This window comes from Nonomuraea sp. NPDC050328 (genome assembly GCF_044459405.1).
Lineage (GTDB): Bacteria > Actinomycetota > Actinomycetes > Streptosporangiales > Streptosporangiaceae > Nonomuraea.
In genome coordinates this window covers 174,935-194,855 of sequence record NZ_JBITIW010000005.1, presented here as the reverse complement: position 1 = coordinate 194,855, position 19,921 = coordinate 174,935, and the positions used below count along the sequence as shown (strand labels likewise).

Annotated in this window: 18 protein-coding genes and 2 tRNA genes; 8 read left to right on the top strand and 12 right to left on the bottom strand. The window is 72.7% G+C overall.

The genetic code is table 11. The features are described from left to right. A complete protein-coding gene (locus tag ACIBG7_RS20610) occupies positions 1 to 1,161 on the bottom strand; it encodes an MFS transporter (RefSeq protein ID WP_397337254.1) in 1,161 nt (386 codons plus the stop codon). Between the two features lie 56 nt (positions 1,162 to 1,217). Here ACIBG7_RS20610 and ACIBG7_RS20605 point away from each other — a divergent pair, with 56 nt between their 5' ends. After that, positions 1,218 to 1,838, top strand: coding sequence for an alpha-ketoglutarate-dependent dioxygenase AlkB (locus ACIBG7_RS20605; RefSeq protein WP_397337253.1), 621 nt, complete (start codon positions 1,218 to 1,220; stop codon positions 1,836 to 1,838). 52 nt (positions 1,839 to 1,890) lie between these two features. On the opposite strand, the gene ACIBG7_RS20600 is transcribed toward ACIBG7_RS20605, so the two are convergent. Next, complete coding sequence (locus ACIBG7_RS20600; RefSeq protein ID WP_397337252.1) at positions 1,891 to 2,880, bottom strand: hypothetical protein; 990 nt, start codon at positions 2,878 to 2,880, stop codon at positions 1,891 to 1,893. Positions 2,881 to 3,030: 150 nt separating this feature from the next. Between ACIBG7_RS20600 and ACIBG7_RS20595 the strand changes: the two genes are divergently transcribed. Further along, the gene (locus tag ACIBG7_RS20595) at positions 3,031 to 4,017 is read left to right on the top strand and encodes an aldo/keto reductase (RefSeq protein ID WP_397337251.1); all 987 of its coding nucleotides are present in this window, start codon (positions 3,031 to 3,033) and stop codon (positions 4,015 to 4,017) included. Positions 4,018 to 4,028: 11 nt separating this feature from the next. Here ACIBG7_RS20595 and ACIBG7_RS20590 read toward each other — a convergent pair whose 3' ends face one another. Then, positions 4,029 to 6,842 carry a glycoside hydrolase family 2 TIM barrel-domain containing protein gene (locus ACIBG7_RS20590; protein ID WP_397337250.1) on the bottom strand — a complete coding sequence of 938 codons (2,814 nt, stop codon included), beginning with the start codon at positions 6,840 to 6,842 and terminating at the stop codon, positions 4,029 to 4,031. Positions 6,843 to 7,031: 189 nt separating this feature from the next. Here ACIBG7_RS20590 and ACIBG7_RS20585 point away from each other — a divergent pair, with 189 nt between their 5' ends. Next, the gene (locus ACIBG7_RS20585) at positions 7,032 to 8,030 is read left to right on the top strand and encodes an NADP-dependent oxidoreductase (RefSeq protein ID WP_357928142.1); all 999 of its coding nucleotides are present in this window, start codon (positions 7,032 to 7,034) and stop codon (positions 8,028 to 8,030) included. A gap of 10 nt (positions 8,031 to 8,040) precedes the next feature. Here ACIBG7_RS20585 and ACIBG7_RS20580 read toward each other — a convergent pair whose 3' ends face one another. Together ACIBG7_RS20580 and ACIBG7_RS20575 are read right to left on the bottom strand one after the other, a co-directional pair. Continuing rightward, positions 8,041 to 8,502: a pyridoxamine 5'-phosphate oxidase family protein gene (locus tag ACIBG7_RS20580; RefSeq protein WP_357928141.1), complete on the bottom strand. Its 462-nt coding sequence runs from the start codon at positions 8,500 to 8,502 to the stop codon at positions 8,041 to 8,043. A 48-nt stretch (positions 8,503 to 8,550) separates the two neighbouring features. After that, complete coding sequence (locus tag ACIBG7_RS20575) at positions 8,551 to 8,931, bottom strand: hypothetical protein (RefSeq protein ID WP_357928139.1); 381 nt, start codon at positions 8,929 to 8,931, stop codon at positions 8,551 to 8,553. 117 nt (positions 8,932 to 9,048) lie between these two features. Here ACIBG7_RS20575 and ACIBG7_RS20570 point away from each other — a divergent pair, with 117 nt between their 5' ends. Beyond that, entirely contained in the window at positions 9,049 to 9,618 is a 570-nt protein-coding gene (locus ACIBG7_RS20570) for a GNAT family N-acetyltransferase (RefSeq protein WP_357928137.1), read from the top strand. A 70-nt stretch (positions 9,619 to 9,688) separates the two neighbouring features. Here ACIBG7_RS20570 and sigJ read toward each other — a convergent pair whose 3' ends face one another. From sigJ to ACIBG7_RS20550, 4 genes are all read right to left on the bottom strand, one after another. Beyond that, positions 9,689 to 10,648, bottom strand: a complete 960-nt coding sequence (gene sigJ, locus ACIBG7_RS20565; RefSeq protein ID WP_397337248.1) for an RNA polymerase sigma factor SigJ — start codon at positions 10,646 to 10,648, stop codon at positions 9,689 to 9,691. A 149-nt stretch (positions 10,649 to 10,797) separates the two neighbouring features. Continuing rightward, positions 10,798 to 10,869 (bottom strand) — tRNA-Val (locus ACIBG7_RS20560). A 37-nt stretch (positions 10,870 to 10,906) separates the two neighbouring features. Next, positions 10,907 to 10,978, bottom strand: a tRNA-Gly gene (locus tag ACIBG7_RS20555). A gap of 65 nt (positions 10,979 to 11,043) precedes the next feature. Further along, positions 11,044 to 11,676, bottom strand: coding sequence for an ACT domain-containing protein (locus ACIBG7_RS20550; RefSeq protein WP_357928135.1), 633 nt, complete (start codon positions 11,674 to 11,676; stop codon positions 11,044 to 11,046). 59 nt (positions 11,677 to 11,735) lie between these two features. Here ACIBG7_RS20550 and dusB point away from each other — a divergent pair, with 59 nt between their 5' ends. After that, positions 11,736 to 12,839 (top strand): tRNA dihydrouridine synthase DusB, encoded by a 1,104-nt coding sequence (gene dusB / locus ACIBG7_RS20545; protein ID WP_357928133.1) that lies wholly within the window; start codon positions 11,736 to 11,738, stop codon positions 12,837 to 12,839. A gap of 49 nt (positions 12,840 to 12,888) precedes the next feature. Then, positions 12,889 to 13,707, top strand: coding sequence for a phytanoyl-CoA dioxygenase family protein (locus tag ACIBG7_RS20540; protein ID WP_397337247.1), 819 nt, complete (start codon positions 12,889 to 12,891; stop codon positions 13,705 to 13,707). 8 nt (positions 13,708 to 13,715) lie between these two features. On the opposite strand, the gene ACIBG7_RS20535 is transcribed toward ACIBG7_RS20540, so the two are convergent. Continuing rightward, positions 13,716 to 14,207: a DUF2087 domain-containing protein gene (locus ACIBG7_RS20535; protein WP_357928130.1), complete on the bottom strand. Its 492-nt coding sequence runs from the start codon at positions 14,205 to 14,207 to the stop codon at positions 13,716 to 13,718. 26 nt (positions 14,208 to 14,233) lie between these two features. Between ACIBG7_RS20535 and ACIBG7_RS20530 the strand changes: the two genes are divergently transcribed. Then, positions 14,234 to 14,830, top strand: a complete 597-nt coding sequence (locus ACIBG7_RS20530; protein ID WP_397337246.1) for a hypothetical protein — start codon at positions 14,234 to 14,236, stop codon at positions 14,828 to 14,830. A 125-nt stretch (positions 14,831 to 14,955) separates the two neighbouring features. Here ACIBG7_RS20530 and ACIBG7_RS20525 read toward each other — a convergent pair whose 3' ends face one another. Next, positions 14,956 to 17,457 (bottom strand): DEAD/DEAH box helicase, encoded by a 2,502-nt coding sequence (locus ACIBG7_RS20525; protein ID WP_397337245.1) that lies wholly within the window; start codon positions 17,455 to 17,457, stop codon positions 14,956 to 14,958. 72 nt (positions 17,458 to 17,529) lie between these two features. On the opposite strand from ACIBG7_RS20525, the gene ACIBG7_RS20520 reads away from it, so the two are divergent. Next, positions 17,530 to 18,522: a DUF4344 domain-containing metallopeptidase gene (locus ACIBG7_RS20520; RefSeq protein WP_397337244.1), complete on the top strand. Its 993-nt coding sequence runs from the start codon at positions 17,530 to 17,532 to the stop codon at positions 18,520 to 18,522. Here the strand turns inward: ACIBG7_RS20520 and ACIBG7_RS20515 are convergent. Continuing rightward, positions 18,506 to 19,825, bottom strand: coding sequence for an acyltransferase (locus ACIBG7_RS20515; RefSeq protein ID WP_397337243.1), 1,320 nt, complete (start codon positions 19,823 to 19,825; stop codon positions 18,506 to 18,508). The two genes, ACIBG7_RS20520 and ACIBG7_RS20515, sit on opposite strands and share 17 nt — an antisense overlap. Positions 19,826 to 19,921: the final 96 nt, after the last annotated feature.

Here is a 19,921-nt window from a genome sequence, read left to right as displayed (position 1 = left end):
TCAGGAGCGGGGGGACAGCAGGGCGTAGGCGAGGGCCGCCAGGAGCATGATCCCGGCCCCGGCCAGCAGGGCGGCCTCGACCGACCGGTCCACCAGCGGCCCGGCCGCGGCCGAGCCCAGCGCGAACGAGGTGATCTTCAAGCTGGCTCCGGTGGTGAAGATCTGGCTGCGCAGGTGCGCCGGGGCCTCGCGGTGCCGTACCGCGAACAGGGCGGTCAGTTGCGGGCCCTCGCCCACCCCGGCCAGCACCGCGGCCAGGATCGCCACCGGCATCGACTGCGCCACCGCGGCCAGCCCCAGCGCGGCGGCGATCACCAGCGTGGACAGCAGGAGCACCCGGTCGGGGTCGAAGGTCCGCCTGGCGAGCACCCCGTTGGCGGCCAGGCCCGCCACCGCGACCACCGCGAGCAGCAGCGCCCCGTGCCCGGTCTGGCCGGTCAGCCGCTGGCCCAGCAGCGGCGCGGCGACCACGAGCATGGCGACGCCGCCCATCGAGATCATCGAGACCACCGTGGCGCGCCGCAACGAGCCGGGCCGGGCGATGGCCACGAAACCGGCGGTCAGCTCCCGCAGCACGCCCTTCGAGGCGGGCGCCGCCTCGTCGGCGTCCGGCGGGCGACGTTTCGGGAGGGACCAGGCACCGCCCACGGCCGCCAGCACGAGCGCGAGGGCGCTCAGGGCGGCCACCTGCGCCCCGGCCACCGAGGCCAAGGCGCCCACGACGGCCGGACCGGCGAGCCCGGCCACGTTGTAGGTCATCGCGTCGAGCGCGTTGGCCCTGGGCAGCCGGGCGGGCTCGGCGACCAGCGGAAGCTGGGCCGTCCACCCGCCGGCCAGCGCGGGTCCGAGCAGCCCGGCCAGCACCGCCACCCCGACCAGGACGCCGTGCGGCAGCCGTCCCACGCCCGCGACGATGATCGCGAGCCCGGCGGCGTACCCGCCCATGCTCGCCGCGAGCACCAGACCGGGCCGCCGCACCCGGTCGAGGAAGACCCCGAGGAGCGGCCCGCCCACCGCCGCCGAGACGGTCAGCCCGGCCAGCAGCGACGCCCCGGCCGAGGCCGATCCGGTCACCGCCAGCCCGAGCAGCAATAACGCGGGTCCGGCCATCTCGTTCCCGGTCCGGGCGGCGACGGCTCCGGCCATGTAACGTCCTAGCACGCCCGAGACGTTACCGGATTGACCGCCACCGCCGTTTCGAACGTATACTCGATTGCATGTTCCAGGCTTCGCTGCTCGACCTCGACACGCCGACCGCGCCGGGGGAGCTCGGCCCGGCCGTGCGCAGGATCACCCTCGACCACGGCGCCTGGATCGACCTGCGCCCGGCCTGGATGTCGGGCGCCGACGCGCTCTACGAGCGGCTGGCCGCCGACGTGCCCTGGCAGGCCGAGCGCCGCCGCATGTACGACCGCGTGGTCGACGTCCCGCGCCTGCTGAAGTTCTACCGCGAGGGCGAGGCGCTGCCCGACCCCGCGCTCGACGAGGCCCGCCAGGCGCTCAACGCGCACTACGAGCACGAGCTCGGCGAGCCGTTCGTCACCGCCGGCCTGTGCTTCTACCGCGACGGCCGCGACAGCGTCGCCTGGCACGGCGACACCATCGGCCGGGGCGGCGCCGAGGACACCATGGTCGCCATCGTCTCCGTCGGCGCCCCGCGCGCCCTGCACCTGCGTCCCCGCGGCGGCGGGGCCTCGCTGCGCTACGACCTCGGGCACGGCGACCTCATCGTCATGGGCGGCAGTTGCCAGCGCACCTGGGAACACGCCATCCCCAAGTCCTCGGCCGCGGTCGGCCCCCGGATCAGCATCCAGTTCCGTCCCCGCGGCGTCCGCTGACCGGCCGGACCACCTGGCCCCGTTGTCAGGTGGTCCGGCCGGAAGCCGGGGATCAGATCATCCGGCCGCTGGCGGTGTTGCGGGCCGCCTGGTAGGCCTCGACCGCCGCGGCGCCGAAGTAGGCCGCCACCGCGGTGTCGGGGATGCCGTCACCGTCGAGGTCGGCGACGCCGGAGGTGACACCGTCGAGGTGGCCGAGGCGGCTGCCGGGCGAGTACCGCGCCAGCCACGAGGAGCCGGGGAAACCGGCGTCCGGCGTGCCGATGCCGACCATCCGCTCCTCGGGCCGGCCCGGCCTGCTCACGGTGAACGTCGAGCCGTCCGCCCGCCCGCCGGAGTGGTCGAAGACGTCCCGCCGCTCGCCGAGCGGCTGGTTCCAGGCGAAGCCCTGGCTGCCGGCGTTGTCGCCCAGCCGTCCGCCGCTGACCAGCACGTCGCCCGGCGCGAGGCTGACCCGGTCGAACACGGTGACGAAGGCGAAGTCCAGGGCCGGTGTCCTGGAACTCTCGTAGGCGGCCGGCACGCTCGCCTGCTTGCCGACGTACACGCCGAGCGGCGCCGTGTCGTCGGCCTGGTCCGGGACGAAGACCCACTTGCCGAGCGAGCCCATCGGGGCCTCGACGTCGAGCAGGCAGTGCCCGGCGGTGGCCACGAGGTTGCGGTAGTTGGCCTGCAGCGAGGTGCCGGCGCACCAGTGCGGCCGCAGGTCGCTGCCGAGGAAGTACACCTTCCCCGTGGTGGTCGGGGTCTTGCCCTTGGGCGGGTCGAGCGCCTCCGTGGCGGGGACGGTCCCGGGCTTGCCGTCCGGGACGATCTCGGCCGCCGCGCGTTCCGCGCCGACCGCGCTCCGGACGGTGTACGGCGTGGCCGCCGCCAGGTTGGCCCCGCCGTCGCCGAGCCAGAACCTCGCGACCGCCTGCGCTTCGGCCGGCATGGGGGCCAGCGGCTCGATCCACACGCCCGTGGCCTGGGCCGGTGTGGCGGTGAGGGCCGAAGCCGCCAGGCTCAAGCCGGTTCCCAGCGCGATCACTGCACGCCTCATAGGCGATCTCTCTTCCCTTGGACGAACCCCGGGGGGCGGGTAGCAAGATCGTAGTAAGGCGAGGTGTCAGACCGCTAGAGGAATTAGATCACTAGTTCGATTAGTTCGCCGCTTGACCTGGAGTGCACTCCAGGATCCACACTCCCAGCCATGAAATATCGCAGCATCGGCACCACCCCGGAGACCCGTCGCGACGTCAGCGTCCTGGCGCTCGGGGCGATGCTCTTCGGCAGCTTCACCGACGAGCAGACCTCCTTCGCCATCCTCGACCGCTACGTCGAGGCGGGCGGCACCTTCATCGACACCTCCGACAACTACGCCTTCTGGCACGACGGCGGGCAGGGCGGGCAGAGCGAGGAACTGCTGGGCCGCTGGCGGCGCAGCCGGGGGATCGGCGACGAGGTGGTCATCGCGACCAAGCTCGGCGCCCGTCCGCTCGCGCCGGGGACGAGCTACACCGACAACGCCGAAGGCCTGTCCGCAGCGATGATCAGGGAGTCGGCCGAGCGCAGCCGCGAGCGGCTGGGCGTGGAGCGCATCGACCTGCTGTACGCGCACATCGAGGACCGCGCGGTCGACCTCGAGGAGACGGTGGCCGGGTTCGGCGCGCTGGTCGAGGAGGGCACGGTGGGGCTGCTCGGGGTGAGCAACCACGCCATCTGGCGGGTCGAGCGGGCCCGGGCGCTGGCCAAGGCGGCGGGGGTGGCGGGCTACGAGGTGCTGCAGTACCAGCACAGCCTGCTGCGGCCGCGGTTCGACGTGCCTGAGACGATCTTCGAGGACGGGAGCCTCGGGCACGCGGGCGCCGAACTGCTGAGCTACCTGCGCGCCGAGCCGGAGCTGACCCTGGTCGCGTACTCGCCGCTGCTCGGCGGGGTCTACGCCCGCGAGGACAAGGCTCTGCCGTACGACTACGAGCACCCGGGTACGGCGGCGCGGCTGGCGGTGCTGCGGGAGGTCGCCAAGGAGACCGGCGCGACGCCGGGGCAGGTCGTGCTGGCCTGGCAGATCGGCGGGCCGTTCCCGATCATTCCGCTGGCCGGGGCCTCCTCGGTGGCGCAACTGGAGGAGAACCTCGCGGCGGTGGACCTGGAGCTGACCGCCGACCAGCGGGCCCGCCTCGACGCGGCCCGCTGACCGGGAGCCCCTCAGGGGCGGAGCGGCTCGAACAGCAGGCGGAGGACGGCTGGACGGGCGCTCAGCCGGTGCCGCGGCAGGACGCCCGGCCCGCACGAGGCCGACCCCAGACCGTGCTGGGCCAGATCGAGGTTGACGTGCACCCGGTCGTCCGGCACCAGGTCGGTGCGGTGCCTCGCCCGGTCGAGCGCCTCGGTGCTCCACCGCCGCACGGTGAGCGCGAACCGGTCGACACCCCGCACCCGCAGGCCGGTGCCGCCGGGGGTGCGCAGTTCGGCCCAGCGGACGTCGGCCCGGCTGCCGTTCTCCTGGGGCAGCACGTACGGGGTCTGGAGCTCCTCGACGGTGGCGCGGAACCTGCCCACGCGGGCGGCGCGGCAGGAGTCGGCGTACGCCTCGCCGGGGCCGCGGCCGAACCACTCGACGGTGGAGACGTCCCCGGGCAGGGTGAGCCGGAGGCCCAGGCGGGGGAGGGGGAAGGTCTCCCAGTCGCCGGTGGGCGTGATCTCGACGGTCAGGTGGAGGCCGTGCTCGGCGGCTGTCCAGTGGTAGGCGGCGAGCATGGCGCGGTCGTGGGCGGCCGCGGCCGTCCGGGTTCGTATGGTGAGGCCGGTGTCGGTGCGGGTCTGCTCCAGGACGCGTTCGTGCAGGCGGTCGAGCCCGGCGGCTCGCCAGTTCCAGGCGTCGGGGGACAGGCGGTCGTTGTCCGTGGGCGCCCGCCACAGTTCCAGCCGCGGCCCGTCGAGGTCGAGCTCTCCAAGCCGCGCCAACCGCCCCGTGGCCGGCTCGAACACCGCCCCACCGGGCCACTCCCGAGGTCCGGCACCGGGCGGGGCGGCCGGGTCGGGGCCCGGGTCGAGCTGGGCCTGGCCCCAGGCGACCTCGTGGCCGGCCGGGGCCCAGGGCTCGTCCTGGGCGAGCTCGGCCCGCACGGTCACCCAGCTTTCTCGTGAAATATCGGGAAAGTCCGGTAGGGAGACCTCGGCCGTCGCCCCGGCGGCCACCACCCCCGGCAGGTCGAGCACCCCCGAGGCGACCTCCACCCCCTCCTCCTCGACCCTCCACCGAAAGACCAGGTGCGAGAGGTCGGCGAAGTCGTACCGGTTCGAGATCACCGCCACCCCGTCCCGCACCTCGATCCGCACCGGCTCGACGACCTTCTTGAACTCCACCAACCCCGGCGAAGGCCTGCGATCGGGAAACACCAGTCCGTCGGTGACGAAGTTCCCGTCATGCAGCTCCTCCCCGAAGTCCCCGCCGTAGGCGAAGCCGTACACCGGATGAGCCAGCCCATGATCGATCCACTCCCAGACGAATCCGCCGGCCAGCCGCGGATACCGCTCGAAGAGCTCCTGGTACTCGCCGAGCCCGCCGGGCCCGTTCCCCATCGCGTGCGCGTACTCGCACAACACGAACGGCAACCCCCGCCGCCGCGCGTCGGCCGCCGGGTCGTCGAGCGGCGCCTCCTCCCGCCGCCCGATCAGCTCGACCTCCGCCACCGAGGCGTACATCCGGCTGTAGATATCGACATATCCGGATTCGAGGTCGTGCTCGTAGTGGATCGGCCGCGACGGATCCCGCTCCCGCGCCCACTCCGCCATCGCCCGCAGGTTGTCCCCGGTTCCCGACTCGTTGCCGAGCGACCACATGATCACCGACGGCCGGTTCTTGTCCCGCTCGACCATCCGCGCCATCCGGTCGAGATACGCCTCCCGCCAGCGCGGATCCGCGCTCGGATTGTCCCGCCAGCCCACGACCGCGAACCCGTGCGTCTCCAGGTCGCACTCGTCGATCACCCACATCCCGTACTCGTCGCACAGCTCCAGGAAGCGCGGGTGCGGCGGGTAGTGGCTGGTCCGCACCGCGTTGACGTTGTGCTGCTTCATCAGCTCGAGGTCGGCCCGCATGGTCGCCTCGTCGAGCGTGCGGCCGGTGCGCGGGTGGAACTCGTGCCGGTTGACGCCCCGCAGCAGCACCGGCCGCCCGTTCACCATCAGCACCCCGCCCTCGACCGAGACCCGCCGGAACCCGATGCGCAGCCGTACCGTCTCGCCGCCGCCCGCCAGCGTCGCGTCGTAGAGCCGCGGCCGCTCCGCCGACCACGGCTCGACCGCCGCCGTGCGTTCCTCCCCGGCCGGTACGGCATGCAGCCCCAGCTCCGGCACGGACACCACGGCCCCCGGCGTCGCGCACTCCACCCGCAACGCCCCCAGCCCGGTCGCCGGGTCGAAGCCGGCGTGCACGAAGAAGTCGTCCAGCACCGGCCGGGCCAGCAGCGTCACCTCGCGGAAGATGCCCGACAGCCACCACATGTCCTGGTCCTCCAGGTAGCTGCCCGGCGACCACTGGTGCACCCGGACCGCCAGCACGTTGCGGCCCTCGCGTGGGGCGACCTCGAACTCGACCGGCAACCGGCTGCCCGTCGAGAAGCCGAGCTCCACGCCGTTCAGCCAGGCGGTGAAGCACGAGTCGACTCCCTCGAAGCGCAGCACCGCCGCCCGCCCCGCCCAGCCGGCCGGCAGGTCGAACTCGCGCCGGTAGTCGCCGGTCGGGTTCGCGTCCGGGACGTGCGGCGGCTCGATGGGGAAGGGGTAGTTCACGTTGGTGTAGGCGGGCTTGCCGTACCTGTGGAGCTGCCACATCGACGGCACCGGCAGCTCGTCCCAGCCGGAGAAGTCGGCGGTCAGGGGCTCGCCCTCGGCGGTCGGCGACAGCCGGAAGCGCCACGGCCCGCCGAGGTCGAGGCGCGGGGCGTCGGAGCTGAAGGCCGCGCGCGGGTTGCGGCGGCCCGTGCCGGGGAGGAAGGCGGACAGGTGATCGCGCATGGGATCCGATCCTTCGGCCAGGGGTCTTCGCCGCAGCGTAACCCAGGACGATCTTCGCACAACCTGCCCAACCCTCGGTGTGAGGCCGGGCGCGCCGCAAACGGCTGGTAAGCGACCGCCGCGTCGCGTTGCCAGCGCGCCCGCGCCGGAGCACCGTGGAGGGGCCCACGCAACCGAAGGAGCCGCGCCATGCCCGTGTCCAGCCGGGAGATCCTGCTCGTCGCCCGTCCCGTGGGCGAGCCGACGCCCGCCGACTTCTCGCTGGTCGAGACCAAGCTGCCCGATCCCGGCCACGGTCAGATCCTGGTGCGCAACGACTGGATGTCGGTCGATCCGTACATGCGCGGCCGGATGGACGACGTGCCCTCCTACGTGCCGCCGTTCCAGCTCGGCCAGCCGATGGAGGGCGGCGCGGTCGGCACCGTCGTGCGCTCGGAGGCGGCCAACGTGCCGGTCGGCGCGACCGTCCTGCACGGGTACGGCTGGCGCAGCCACGCCCTGCTCGACGCCGGGGCCGCCCGCGTCCTCGACACCAGCCTCGCGCCGCCGCAGGCCTACCTGGGCGTGCTCGGCATGACCGGGCTGACGGCCTATGCCGGGCTCACTCAGGTCGCCCCGGTGCATGACGGTGACGTGGTGTTCGTCTCCGGCGCCGCGGGCGCGGTCGGCTCGCTGGCCGGCCAGATCGCCCGCCGCCTGGGCGCCTCGCGCGTCGTCGGCTCGGCGGGCGGGCCGGAGAAGGCCAAGAAGCTGCTGAACGAGTTCGGCTACGACGCGGCGATCGACTACCGCGCGGGCGACCTGCCCGGGCAACTGCGCGCCGCCGCGCCCGAGGGCATCGACGTCTACTTCGACAACGTCGGCGGCGACCACCTCCAGGCCGCGCTCTCGGCCCTGCGGGTGCACGGCCGGGTCGCGTTGTGCGGGGCGATCTCCGTCTACAACGCCACCGAGCCGGTGCCCGGGCCGAACAACCTCGGCCTGGCCGTCGGCAAGCGGCTCACGCTGCGCGGCTTCCTGGTCGGCGACTTCCGCCACCTGGCCGGCGAATACGCCCAGCGGGCCGCCGGCTGGAACCTGCACGCCGAGGAGACCGTGGTCCACGGCCTCGACCACGCGGTGGACGCCTTCCTCGGCATGTTGCGCGGGGCCAACACCGGCAAGATGCTCGTCCGCCTGGGCGGGTGAGCGGCCGGGCCTAGTCCACGAGCCAGCGCCCGTCGCGCATCAGCACGCGGCCGGCCAGCTCGTTGACCTCCCGCCAGGCCTGGATCGTCTCGGGCCGGACGCGGAAGTAGGTGTAGGGGCTGCTCAGCTCGCGGGGGTCGAACCCGGTCTTGACCGCGAACGCGTCCCCCTCCTCGGCGGAGATCTCGGTGGCCGGGAAGGCCTCGGCCACGCCCTCGACCAGGATCACGTCCCGCGTCAGGCCGAGGCCGATCCGGACCTTCCCGCCCGCCAGCAGGTTGCGCGAGGTCGGCGCGGCGGCCGCCGTCGAGATCAGCAGCTCGCGGCCGTCCCACAGGAACGACAGCGGCACCAGGTACGGCTCGCCGCCCTCCGCTCCGGCCGTCGCGATCCACGCGTCCACGTCGTGCTCCAGCCGGTGCAGCGTGTCGGCCTTGCGCCGGGCGGCGCTGCGGGCGGGGGGAAGGCTCATGCGGGGCTCCTCGGCGGGACGGATGGACGCGTTACGCGGCGATGCTACTCAGCCCCGCGCGGTGGCCGTGACCTGGTCCCCCGCGCCGCGGCGCTCGGCCAGGACCCGGCTGAGGTGCAGCAGGCTGAAGGCGAACATCAGCACGCCCAGCGGCACGTGCACGACGGTGACGTGCGCGAGACCCAGCGCCACCTGCGCCAGCGTGAAGGCCAGGAACACGGCGGCGAACCGGATCGGCTTCGGCGAGCCGCCGCCCGGCCGCCAAGCCAGGACCGCGGTGACCAGGTGCACCACGGCGATCACGAAGACGGTGTAGGACGCGCCGCTGTGCCAGTAGTGCCCGTAGGACGTGGACAACATCAGCCCGGCGGTGACCGGCGCCGCGAACAGCGCGACGGTCTGCAGGATGATCACAATGCGCAAGAACACGGGGGCTCCTCATGCGGTCGGGTGCTTCATCCCCTTTGACGACGCAGCGCCCGGAATCGTGATGTCACGCGGCTCCCTCTAAAGTGTCGGGGCAACCGCACCGAGGGGGAGAGCACGATGGAACTGGGCACCGAGCGGCTGATCCTGCGCCGCTGGCGGGAGAGCGACCTCGACGCGCTGGCCGCGATCGACGCCGACCCCGAGGTGATGCGGTTCATCGGCGACGGCTCGGTCCGCACCCGCGAGCAGACCGCGGAGACCATCGCGCGCATGGAGCAGGGCTGGGACGAACGCGGCTTCGGCCTGTTCGCCGTCGAGCACCGCGACAGCGGGGAACTGGCCGGGTGGACCGGCCTGTCCGTCCCGCTCTTCCTGCCGGAGATCCTGCCCGCGGTCGAGATCGGCTGGCGCTTCGGGCGCGCGTTCTGGGGTCAGGGCCTGGCCACCGAGGCCGCGCGTGCGGCGTTGCGCTTCGGCTTCACCGAGGCGGGGCTGGACCGCGTGGTCAGCATCTGCCACGTCGACAACCACGCCTCGGCCCGCATCATGACCAAGCTCGGGATGCGCGAGGACCGCGTCACCGTCGTCCCGGCCTACGACATCCGGGCCCGCGTCTTCGCGGTCACCCGGCCCGACTACCTGGCCGGTACGGCGCAGCCGATCCAGAGCGACACAGCCGGCCGGTGAACGGTGGTCATGCTCGCCCGCCCGGCCGGTGAGCCGCGGTCGGGCCGTTCGCCGGGCCGGTGCACCGCGGTCAGGCCGGCTCGCTCGTCCACGACCGCAACTTCTCCGGGTTGCGCACCGCCCAGAGCCGCGTGATGCGGTCGCCGGCCAGCTCGAAGGCCATGACCGCCACGGTCACCCCTTCCCGCCGCAGCACCAGCCCGGGCCGCCCGTTGACCACGTGCTCCAGCAGCTCCAGCCCCGGCGCCAGCTCGGTGAGCCCGACCGCGTAGCGGGCGATCCGCTCGCCGCCCTCGATCGGCTTGAGCACCGCGCTGACCACGCCGCCGCCGTCGGCGACCGCCAGGGCGCGGGGATCGAGCAGCCCGACCAGCGCCCCGATGTCCTTGGCCTCCCACGCCTGCTTGAACTCCCGCACGACCTCGGCCTGCCGGGCCACCGGCACCCCCGGCGCGTGCTCCTGCCGTACCCGGCGCCGCGCCGAGGAGGCCAGCCGGCGGCAGGCCTCCTCGCTACGCCCGACGATCTCCCCGATCTCGGCGAAGGAGTAGCGGAACACGTCGTGCAGCACGAACGCCACCCGCTCTGCCGGGGTCATCGCCTCCAGCACGACGAGGAAGGCCATGGTGAGCGACTCGTCCAGCGTCACCGAGTCGGCCGGGTCCACCGCCGCGCCGCCCAGCCGCCCGCTCACCCACTCCGTGCCGTCCGGCAGCGGCTCGGGCACCCACTCGCCGACATACCGCTCCCGCCGTACTCGGGCCGAGCCCAGCACGTCGAGACAGATCCGCCCCGCCACCTTCGTCAGCCACGCGGCCGGCACCTGGATGGCCGCCTGCTCCTGCGGGGTCATGGCGTACCAGCGGGCGTAGGTCTCCTGCACCACGTCCTCGGCGTCGGCCAGCGACCCCAGCAGCCGGTAGGCCAGGTTCGTCAGATGCCGCCGCTCACCCGCGATCGCAGCCGGCTCAGGCGCCGCCGGTGCACCGGACGTCTCGGGTGGCCGCCCGCCGGTGGATCCGCTGGTCATGATCTCGGCAACTCCCTCTGTCGGCCGCGGCTGTCCCATGGGACGAGCCATCCTGCCGAACTGTGACATCGCCCCCGAACGCGGGGGTGCCACGCGCACAGCGAAAAGCCCCAGCCTCGGGGGTCCAATCCCGATGCTGGGGCTTGCCGTGGACGATACTGGGATTGAACCAGTGACCTCTTCCGTGTCAGGGAAGCGCTCTCCCGCTGAGCTAATCGTCCCAACGTCACCGGAGACCAGAGGTCTCACCTGACGCAGAGCGGAAGACGGGATTCGAACCCGCGACCCTCACCTTGGCAAGGTGATGCTCTACCCCTGAGCCACTTCCGCGCGTTGCCGCAGTGAATACTTTACCCGACTCCGGAGGGTCCTCGTGTCCGCTCCTCGTGCCGGGGTCAGGTCCGGGGCTGGCGGGTCAGGGCGCGTTCGGTGGCCGGGAGGGACAGGAAGATCTCCAGGATCCGGGTGAGCCGGTGCACCTCGATCCGGTGGAAGGCCGGTCCCTCGGTGCGGGCCAGCAGGAGGGTGAGGGCCAGCGGCGGCAGCGGGGCGGTGACCGCGTGCAGGCCGCCGTCCAGGGTGGCGGCCACCGGCCGGGGCGGGACCTCGGCGGGGATGGGCACCTCGCGCGGGGCCCGCCAGCTCGAGTAGACGGCGCGGTCGGTGACGACGGCCGCCCAGTCGGCGCTGAACAGCACGGGCAGCGAGTCGATCAGGGTGGTCAGCCCGCGCTCGCCCGCCGTGGTGATGTACTTCAGGATCTCCAGCTCGGGATAGGTGCCCGGCGCCTCTCGGGTGGGCCAGACGCCGTCGACGCTCACCCCGTCGACGCTCTCCAGCGACTTGGCCAGCGACTCGCGGGAGGTGCCGTCCGGGCAGAAGACGGTGAGGTCGTCGATCGCGCGCCCGGCGCCGCGCTCCAGGACGGTGAGCTGCGTGATGTCTGCTCCGGCGCCGCCCAGGGCGCGGGCCACGTGCCCGAGCGAGCCTGGCCGGTCGGGGAGGGTGAGCCGCAGTCGTAGAAGCATCACGACCAAGAGTAGCCGCGAATAACGCTCACGACCGGAGCTGCGCTACAACTGTGGGAGTGAAGATTGGGCCGATTGAGGTGTGGCCGCCGGTGGTGCTGGCGCCGATGGCGGGCATCACGAACGCGGCGTTCCGGGTGATCTGCCGCGAGCAGGGCGCCGGGCTCTACGTGTGCGAGATGATCACCACCCGCGCGCTGGTGGAGCGGAACCCGAAGACGATGCGGATGATCCGGTTCCGGCCGGAGGAGTCGCCGCGCAGCATCCAGCTCTACGGCGTCGACCCGGACACGGTCGGCCGCGCGGTGCGCATGATCGTCGAGGAGGACCTCGCCGACCACGTCGACCTCAACTTCGGCTGCCCGGTGCCCAAGGTGACGCGGCGCGGGGGCGGGTCCGCCCTGCCGTACAAGAGGAATTTGCTGCGCCGGATCCTGCGCAGCGCGGTGGCGAACGCCGGGCCGCTGCCGGTGACGATCAAGATGCGCACCGGCATCGACGAGGACCACCTGACCTACCTCGACGCCGGCCGGATCGCGCAGGAGGAGGGCGTGGCCGCGGTCGCGCTCCACGCCCGTACGGCGAGGCAGCACTACGGCGGCACCGCCGACTGGAGCCGCATCGCCCGGCTGAAGGAAGTGGTCACCGAGATCCCGGTGCTCGGCAACGGGGACATCTGGTGCGCCGACGACGCCCTGCGCATGGTGGCCGAGACCGGCTGCGACGGCGTGGTGGTGGGACGCGGCTGCCTCGGCCGGCCGTGGCTCTTCCGCGACCTGGAGAACGCCTTCAACGGCAGCGCCGAGCGGGCCCGGCCGACGCTCGGCGAGGTGGCCGAGGTGATGGTCCGGCACGCCGAGGCGCTGGTGTGGTCGCTGGGCGGCGAGCGCGCGGCGGTCGTGGACTTCCGCAAGCACGTGGGCTGGTACCTGAAGGGCTTCACCGTCGGGGGCGACCTGCGCCGGGAGCTGACCGCGGCGGAGTCGATCGAGCGGATGCGCGAGATCCTGGCCCGGGTCGACGGCGACCAGCCGTGGCCGCCGAACACCGACACCCCGCGCGGCAAGTCGGGGGAGCGGTCGAAGGTGCTGCTGCCCGAGGGCTGGCTGGACGACCAGGACGACGCCGTGGTGAGCGAGGAGTCGGACGTCTCGGGCGGCTGACCCCGCTCCCGCCCTTGCCGCCGCCCGCCGGCCGGGCGACAGTGCGAGAGTGACCGCAGAACCCCACCCGAGCGGCCCTGTCCTCGACGGGCCGCTGGCGGACTTCCTGTTCGACCTGACCGGCTACCTGGTCCTGCGCCGCGCGGTGGAGCCCGGGCTGCTGGCCCGGCTGAACGCCGAGTTCGACGCCTTCCCCCGCCACCTGGCCCGCGGCGAGTGGCACCGCGGCGCGCAACGCCGCGACTACACCCCCGAGACCGGCTTCGAGCTCCACCAGGCGGTCGCCGCGGGCGAGCCGTTCGAGGAGCTGATCGACCACCCGAGCTGGCTCCCGCTGGTCACCAGGTTCGCCGGCGAGCAGGGCAGCTACGTCGAAGGCGTCTTCATCGACGAGTCGATCGCCTCCGCCCGAGGCCCAGGCGGCCGCCACCCGCTGCACTCCGGCGGCCACCGGGCGGCGCTGCGCAACCAGTACGGCTACGCGCACGGCGCCTTCCGCTGCGGCATGGTCAACATCATCCTGGCCCTGACCGACGTCGGCCCGGGCGACGGCCCGACGATGCTGGTCCCGGGCTCGCACAAGGCGAACCTGCCGCACCCGCTGGCGCACCTGCCCATGGAGGAGTTGCCCGGCGCGGAGCCGATGCACCTGCGGGCGGGCGACGCGCTGCTGTTCGTGGACGCGCTCCTGCACGGCGGCGCCACCCGGACCAACCCCGGCGAACGCCGCGTCGTCATCTACCGTTACGGCCCGGTGTGGGGCTCCAGCCGGTACGGCTACGCCTACGACGAGAAATGGCTGGCCGGGCTGACCGGCACCCGGCGGGCGATCCTGCGCCCGCTCCCGCCGATCCGCCCGGGCGACTAGAGCGACGATCAGAGCGAGGTGGGCCCGCCGCTGCGCCAGTACACGTTGTCCTCCCGCGACAGCAGCTCGGCGTCGATGAGGTAGCGCCGCAGCGCCGCGTAGTCGTCGTGGAAGGCCCGCAACGCCACGTTGACCTCCTTCTCCGGATACCGCACCCCGGGCTCGAAGACCTGGGAGATGTACCGGAGCACCACCATGCGCTTCTCGTGCTTCATCGGCATCTCGCGCAGCCGCCCGTCCACCAGGAAGGTCCGCAGCACGCGCTCCTCGCCGGTGAGCTTGACCGGCTCCGGCGCCACGCTCTTGAGCAGTTCCTTGAACCGCTCCGGCCGCGCCCGCCAGCTCCCGCCGGCGTCGCGCTCGGCGAGGCCGCCCCGCTCCAGCCGGGCGAGCGCGTCGGGGGAGGCGGCGTCCTGGCCGAGCACGAGCGCCGCCAGGGCGCGCAGCGTGTCCTCCTGGTAGAGCAGGCCGAGCACGCGGCGGATTTCTTCGTCGTTCACCCGCCCATTTTGGCAGGATGTGCCGAATGAAGCTCATCCTATTTTTAGCCGTCGCCACCGGCCTGGCCGCGCCGATCCCCAAGGGGTTCCTGCTGTACGAGAAGGCCGCGGCCCAGAAGGACGCCAACCCGGAGACGAGCTGGCAGGTGAGCGCCGCCAAGACCGCTCGCTTCACGGTGAACCCGTGCAACAAGCAGGCCCTCGGGCAGGCCGGCCGTACCGCGGCCAAGACGATCACCTACACCGCGGTCCCCGACTACGCCAAGTCGGAGCAGGTGATCGTGTACGCCTCCACGCAGGCCGCGCAGGAGAGCATGACCGCGTTGCGGACCGCCCTGACCACCTGCGCGGTGCGCAAGGACCACGGCTCGGCCTCCTACCGCTTCAAGGGCGTCCCGGCCGCGCTGGGTGACGAGGCTCTCCTGGTGCTCGGGCAGTTCTACCAGGGCCGCAAGCCGGCGATCGGCGGCGAGCGGGCGGTCGTGGCCCGCCGCGCCAACGCGATCGTGATCTACTCCCAGAGCGGCGAGTGGGGCCGTCCGGCCGGCACCGACTACGCCCGGCAGCAGAAGGACGCCAAGGCCATGCTCGCCAAGATCTGCGCCGTCGCGGCCTGCGACTGAGCGAATGTCCGGATCTTGCGACACTCCCATGACGTGACCGGGACGATGCCCGGCCGAGACTGAGATGTGGACGTGTGCCGGGGCGTCCATTGCCAGTCCGCTCCGGCACACGCGCCCTCCGGACCTCAGAGCCGGTTGAGCCCCTGCACGTGCAGCACGGCCCGGCCCTCCTCGTCGGAGGCGGCCAGATCGACCTCCGCGTCGAAGCCCCAGTCGCCGTGGCCCTCCGGGTCGAGCACGACCTGGCGCACCTTCCACAGCCCGCTCTCCTCGGCGATGCGCAGCAGCCCCGGCCCACGCGCGTCGGGACCGGTGCCGATCTCGTCGTGCTCGTCGTAGTAGGCGTCGAGCATCGCGGCCCAGTCGAGGTCGGGGTAGAGCTCCTCCAGCTCCTCCTGCCGGTCGTAGGCGGCCAGCTCCACCAGCCGGAACATCGCGTTGCGCACCAGGACGCGGAAGGCGCGCGGGTTGCCGGTGACCGGGCGGACCTTCGCCTCCAGCTCCTCCTGCCGCTCCAGCGCCTCGGCCGGGTTGGCCAGCTTCTCCCACTCGTCGATCAGCGAGGAGTCGACCTGCCGCACCAGCTCGCCCAGCCACTCGATGAGGTCGACCAGGTCGTCGGTCTTCAGGTGCTCGGGGATGGTGCGCGACAGCGTGCGGTAGGCGTCGGCCAGGTAACGCAGGACCGTGCCCTCCGAGCGCGGCAGCTCGTAGAAGGAGATGTACTCGGAGAAGGTCATCGCCCGCTCGTACATGTCGCGGATGACCGACTTGGGGCTGACGGTGTAGTCGGCCACCCACGGGTGCCCGCGCCGGTAGGTCTCGTAGGCGCCGAGCAGCAGCGTCTCCAGCGGCATCGGGTACATGACCTCCGCCAGCAGCTCCATGCGCTCGTCGTACTCGATGCCGTCGGCCTTCATCTGCGCCACGGCCTCGCCGCGCGCCTTCTTGAGCTGCGCCGACAGGATCTGCCGCGGGTCGTCCAGGATCGACTCGACGATGGAGACCATGTCGAGCGCGTAGGTGGGCGACTCGCGGTCGAGCAGCTCCATCGCCGCCAGCGCGAAGGTGGACAGCGCCTGGTTGAGCGCGAAGTCCTCCTGCAGGTCGATGGTGAGCCGCGCCCGCCGGCCCTGCTCGTCCGGCTCGGCGAGCTGCTCGACGATGCCGCCGGCCAGCAGCGAGCGGTAGATGGCGATGGCCTGGCTGATGTGCCGGCGCTGCCACTTGCGCTCTTCGTGGTTGTCGGTCAGCAGGTGCTTCATCGCCTGGAAGCAGTCGCCCGGCCGGTTGATCACCGCCAGCAGCATCGCGTTGCTGACCTTGAAGCGCGAGCCGAGCGGCTCGGGCTCGGCCTCCTGGAGCTTGGCGAAGGTCTCCTCGCTCCAGCCGACGAAGCCCTCCGGCGCCTTCTTGCGCGCGTAGCCGCGCCGCCGCTTGGGGTCGTCGCCGATCTTGGCGAGCGCGCGGTGGTTCTCGATGTCGTGCTCGGGCGCCTGGCAGGCGACGTAGCCGATGGTGTCGAACCCGGCCCGGCCGGCCCGGCCGGCGATCTGGTGGAACTCGCGCGCGCGCAGCCGGCGCACCTTGGTGCCGTCGTACTTCGACAGCGCGGTGAACAGCACCGTGCGGATCGGCACGTTGACGCCGACGCCGAGGGTGTCGGTGCCGCAGATGACCTTCAGCAGCCCGGCCTGCGCCAGCCGCTCGACCAGCCGGCGGTACTTCGGCAGCATGCCCGCGTGGTGCACGCCGATGCCGTGCCGTACCAGCCGGGACAGGGCCTGGCCGAACTTGGTGGTGAAGCGGAAGCGGCCGATCAGCGCGGCGATGGCCTCCTTCTCGGCCTTGCTGCACATGTTGATGGACATCAGCGACTGCGCCCGCTCCATCGCCGCGGCCTGGGTGAAGTGCACCACGTAGACCGGCGCCTGGCCGGTGGAGAGCATCTCCTCCAGCGACTCGTGCAGCGGCGTCATCCGGTAGGAGTAGACCAGCGGGACCGGCCGCTCGGCGTGCTTGACCACCGAGGTCGCGCGCCCGGTGCGCCGGGTCAGGTCGCGCTCGAACATCGCCACGTCGCCGAGCGTCGCCGACATCAGGACGAACTGCGCCTGCGGCAGCTCCAGGATCGGCACCTGCCAGGCCCAGCCGCGGTCGGGCTCGGCGTAGAAGTGGAACTCGTCCATCACCACCTGCTGCACGTCGGCGCGGGCGCCGTCGCGCAGGGCCAGGTTGGCCAGGATCTCGGCGGTGCAGCAGATGATCGGGGCGCCGGCGTTGACGCTGGCGTCGCCGGTCATCATGCCGACGTTCTCGGTGCCGAAGATCGCGCACAGGTCGAAGAACTTCTCCGACACCAGGGCCTTGATCGGCGCGGTGTAGAAGGTGCGCTGGTCGCGGGTCAGGGCGGTGAAGTGCGCGCCCGCGGCCACCAGCGACTTGCCCGAGCCGGTGGGCGTGGCCAGGATCAGGTTGTTGCCGGAGACGACCTCGATCAGCGCCTCCTCCTGCGCTGGATAGAGCGTGAGGCCGCGCTCGGCGTTCCAGGCCGAGAAGGCCTCGAAGATGTCGTCGGGCCCGGCGTCGATGTCCTCGGGGAGGCGGTCGATGAGGAGGTTGTCCACCCGTCCATAATCTCATCGACTTGACCGGCCCCAGTAAGGCGACTGTTCGCATGCGCCTGATTACATACTGCTATGAGACTGATCGTGCTCGGGGTGCTCGCGCTGATGCTGGCCGGTTGCGTGGCCCCGTTCCGGCCGGCCAGGCCCGCGGCCGGCGGGGCGTCCGTGCCCCCGCCCAGCCCGAGCACCAGCCCCAGCACCAGCCCCAGTGCCGGGTCGCCCTACCGCTTCACCGCCGGTTACGTCCGGCCCGGCAACCGCGACCTGGGGCCGGCGGCGGCGCTGATGAGCGGCCGCAACCTGGTGCAGGAGTGGGCGGCGGCGGCCAACGCCGGATTCGCGCCGCCGGTGGACGTGCCGATCGTGGCGAAGCAGTGCGACATGGTCAACGCCTTCTACGACCCGGAGGAGCGCTCGCTGACCATGTGCTACGAGATGGCCGCCTACCTCGGCAAGCTGTTCGCCCAGCCGGAGAAGGGCGAGGAGCCGCCCCCGGCCGAGGAGGTCGACGAGCGGGTCGTGGGCGCGCTCAACGGCATCTTCTTCCACGAGCTCGGGCACGGCCTGATCGACCTGTACGACCTGCCGACCACCGGCAAGGAGGAGGACGCGGTCGACCAGCTCTCGGCGCTCGTGCTCATCGGGGAGGCGGAGGAGAGCAAGGACTACACCGGCATCCTGGCCACCATCGGCGCCTGGGGGCGGATGGCCGAGAGCGAGGAGGGCGCGCTCGGCAAGGAGGACTACGCCGACGAGCACTCGCTCAGCGGGCAGCGGTACTACACGATGATGTGCTACCTCTACGGCTCCGACCACAACGCCTTCCTGCCGCTGGTGGCGGAGGGGGAGCTGCCGGTGGCGCGGGCTCAACGGTGCGAGCAGGAGTACGCGAAGATGGCCGACTCGTGGGGGCGGCTGCTGGCGCCGCACATGCGCACCGACCCGCCCACCCCCACCGCCTCCCCGACCTCGTCCACGACCGGTCCGCCGACCGGACTCCCCACCTCGACCCCGCCCGAGGACCCGGCGACGGTGCCCGCGCCGGAGCTCACGCCGACGAGCTGACCGGCAGCCGCTCGGCCGCGGGCGGCTCGGCCGGGCCCGCCGGCGGCTCGACCGCGGCGGACGGGCGGCGGCCGGCGCGGGTGAGGAGCAGGCCGCCGACCAGCGCGGCCGTCCCGGCCACCGGCGCGATCCCGGGCGCGAACCCCGCCGCCGTCAGCGTGAGCAGCCCGCCACCGACCAGCACCGCCGCGCCGAGCGCCGCCGCCCATCCCAGCTCCCGAGCCGGTACGGCAGGCGGTTCCTCGAAGCGCGCGAACCCCCGCAGCAGCCACGCCATGACCACCGAGAGCAGCCCCAGCCACAGCGGCCACCCGGCCAGCCACCCGCCGCTGAACGGCTGCGGCGTCTCCACCCCGAACAGCACCACGACCACCCCGGTCACCGCGAACAGCGCGGGCATGTGCCAGAGGTACACCGTCATGATCCGCGGCCCGGCCCAGCCCATCAGCCGCTCGGTGGGCAGCCGCACGATCAGCGGCCGCAGCAGCACCGCCAGGCCGATCTGCCCGGCCGAGACGGCCAGCATGGCCAGCGTGGGCGGCGCCATGTTGGACATCTCGGCGCCCGGCAGCCCGATCATGCTGCCCGGGTAGGGTCCGAAGCCGACCAGCAGCGCGGCGGCGCCGTACCCGGCCAGCGCGAGCAGCCCGGTGCGGCGCAGCCGGCCGTCGACGTAGAAGAAGCCGAGCTGGTGCACGGCCAGCCAGACGAACACGATGTTGGCGTAGCCCAGCATCTCGGCACCGGTGCCGAAGCGCAGCACGTCGGTGGCGACCGCGCCCAGCCCCAGCACGGCCGGGACGCGCCAGCCGTACCGCGCGTGCAGCCTGAGCAGGTACGGCGTGGCCGTCACCGCGATCAGGTAGACGGCCAGGAACCACAGGAGCTGGCCGGTCAGCCGCGAGCCGGTCTCCAGCGGCTGCTCGGGCACGCCGAGCGCGCCGAGCACGTGCGGGAGCGGGATCCAGACCGCCGCCAGCGGCAGCAGCGGCCAGGCCAGCCGGCGCAGCCGCGAGCCGAGCCAGGCGGGGGAGCTGCCGCGGGCGCGGCGGAAGCTGATGGCGTTGGCCGCGCCGCCGGCGAAGAAGACCAGGGGCATCACCTGGCTGATCCAGGTGACCACCCAGACGCCGGGGGTGGCCAGCGCGTTGCCGGTGCTCAGCCGGGCGCCGTCGAAGCCCAGCACGGGGATGCTCCAGTGCTGGAGCACGACCAGGGCCATGCCGAAGACCCGCAGCAGGTCGATGAAAGGGTCCCGGGGGGTCTGTGGCCGGGCACGGCCGAGCAGGGCGGTTTGCGTCATGTGTCTAGCCTTGTGACTGAGCGACTCCGGCACACTGCCGCAGACCACCGTCTTCGGGTGGACATCCCCGCAGGGTGGGGGGTAGGGCAGGCCCTA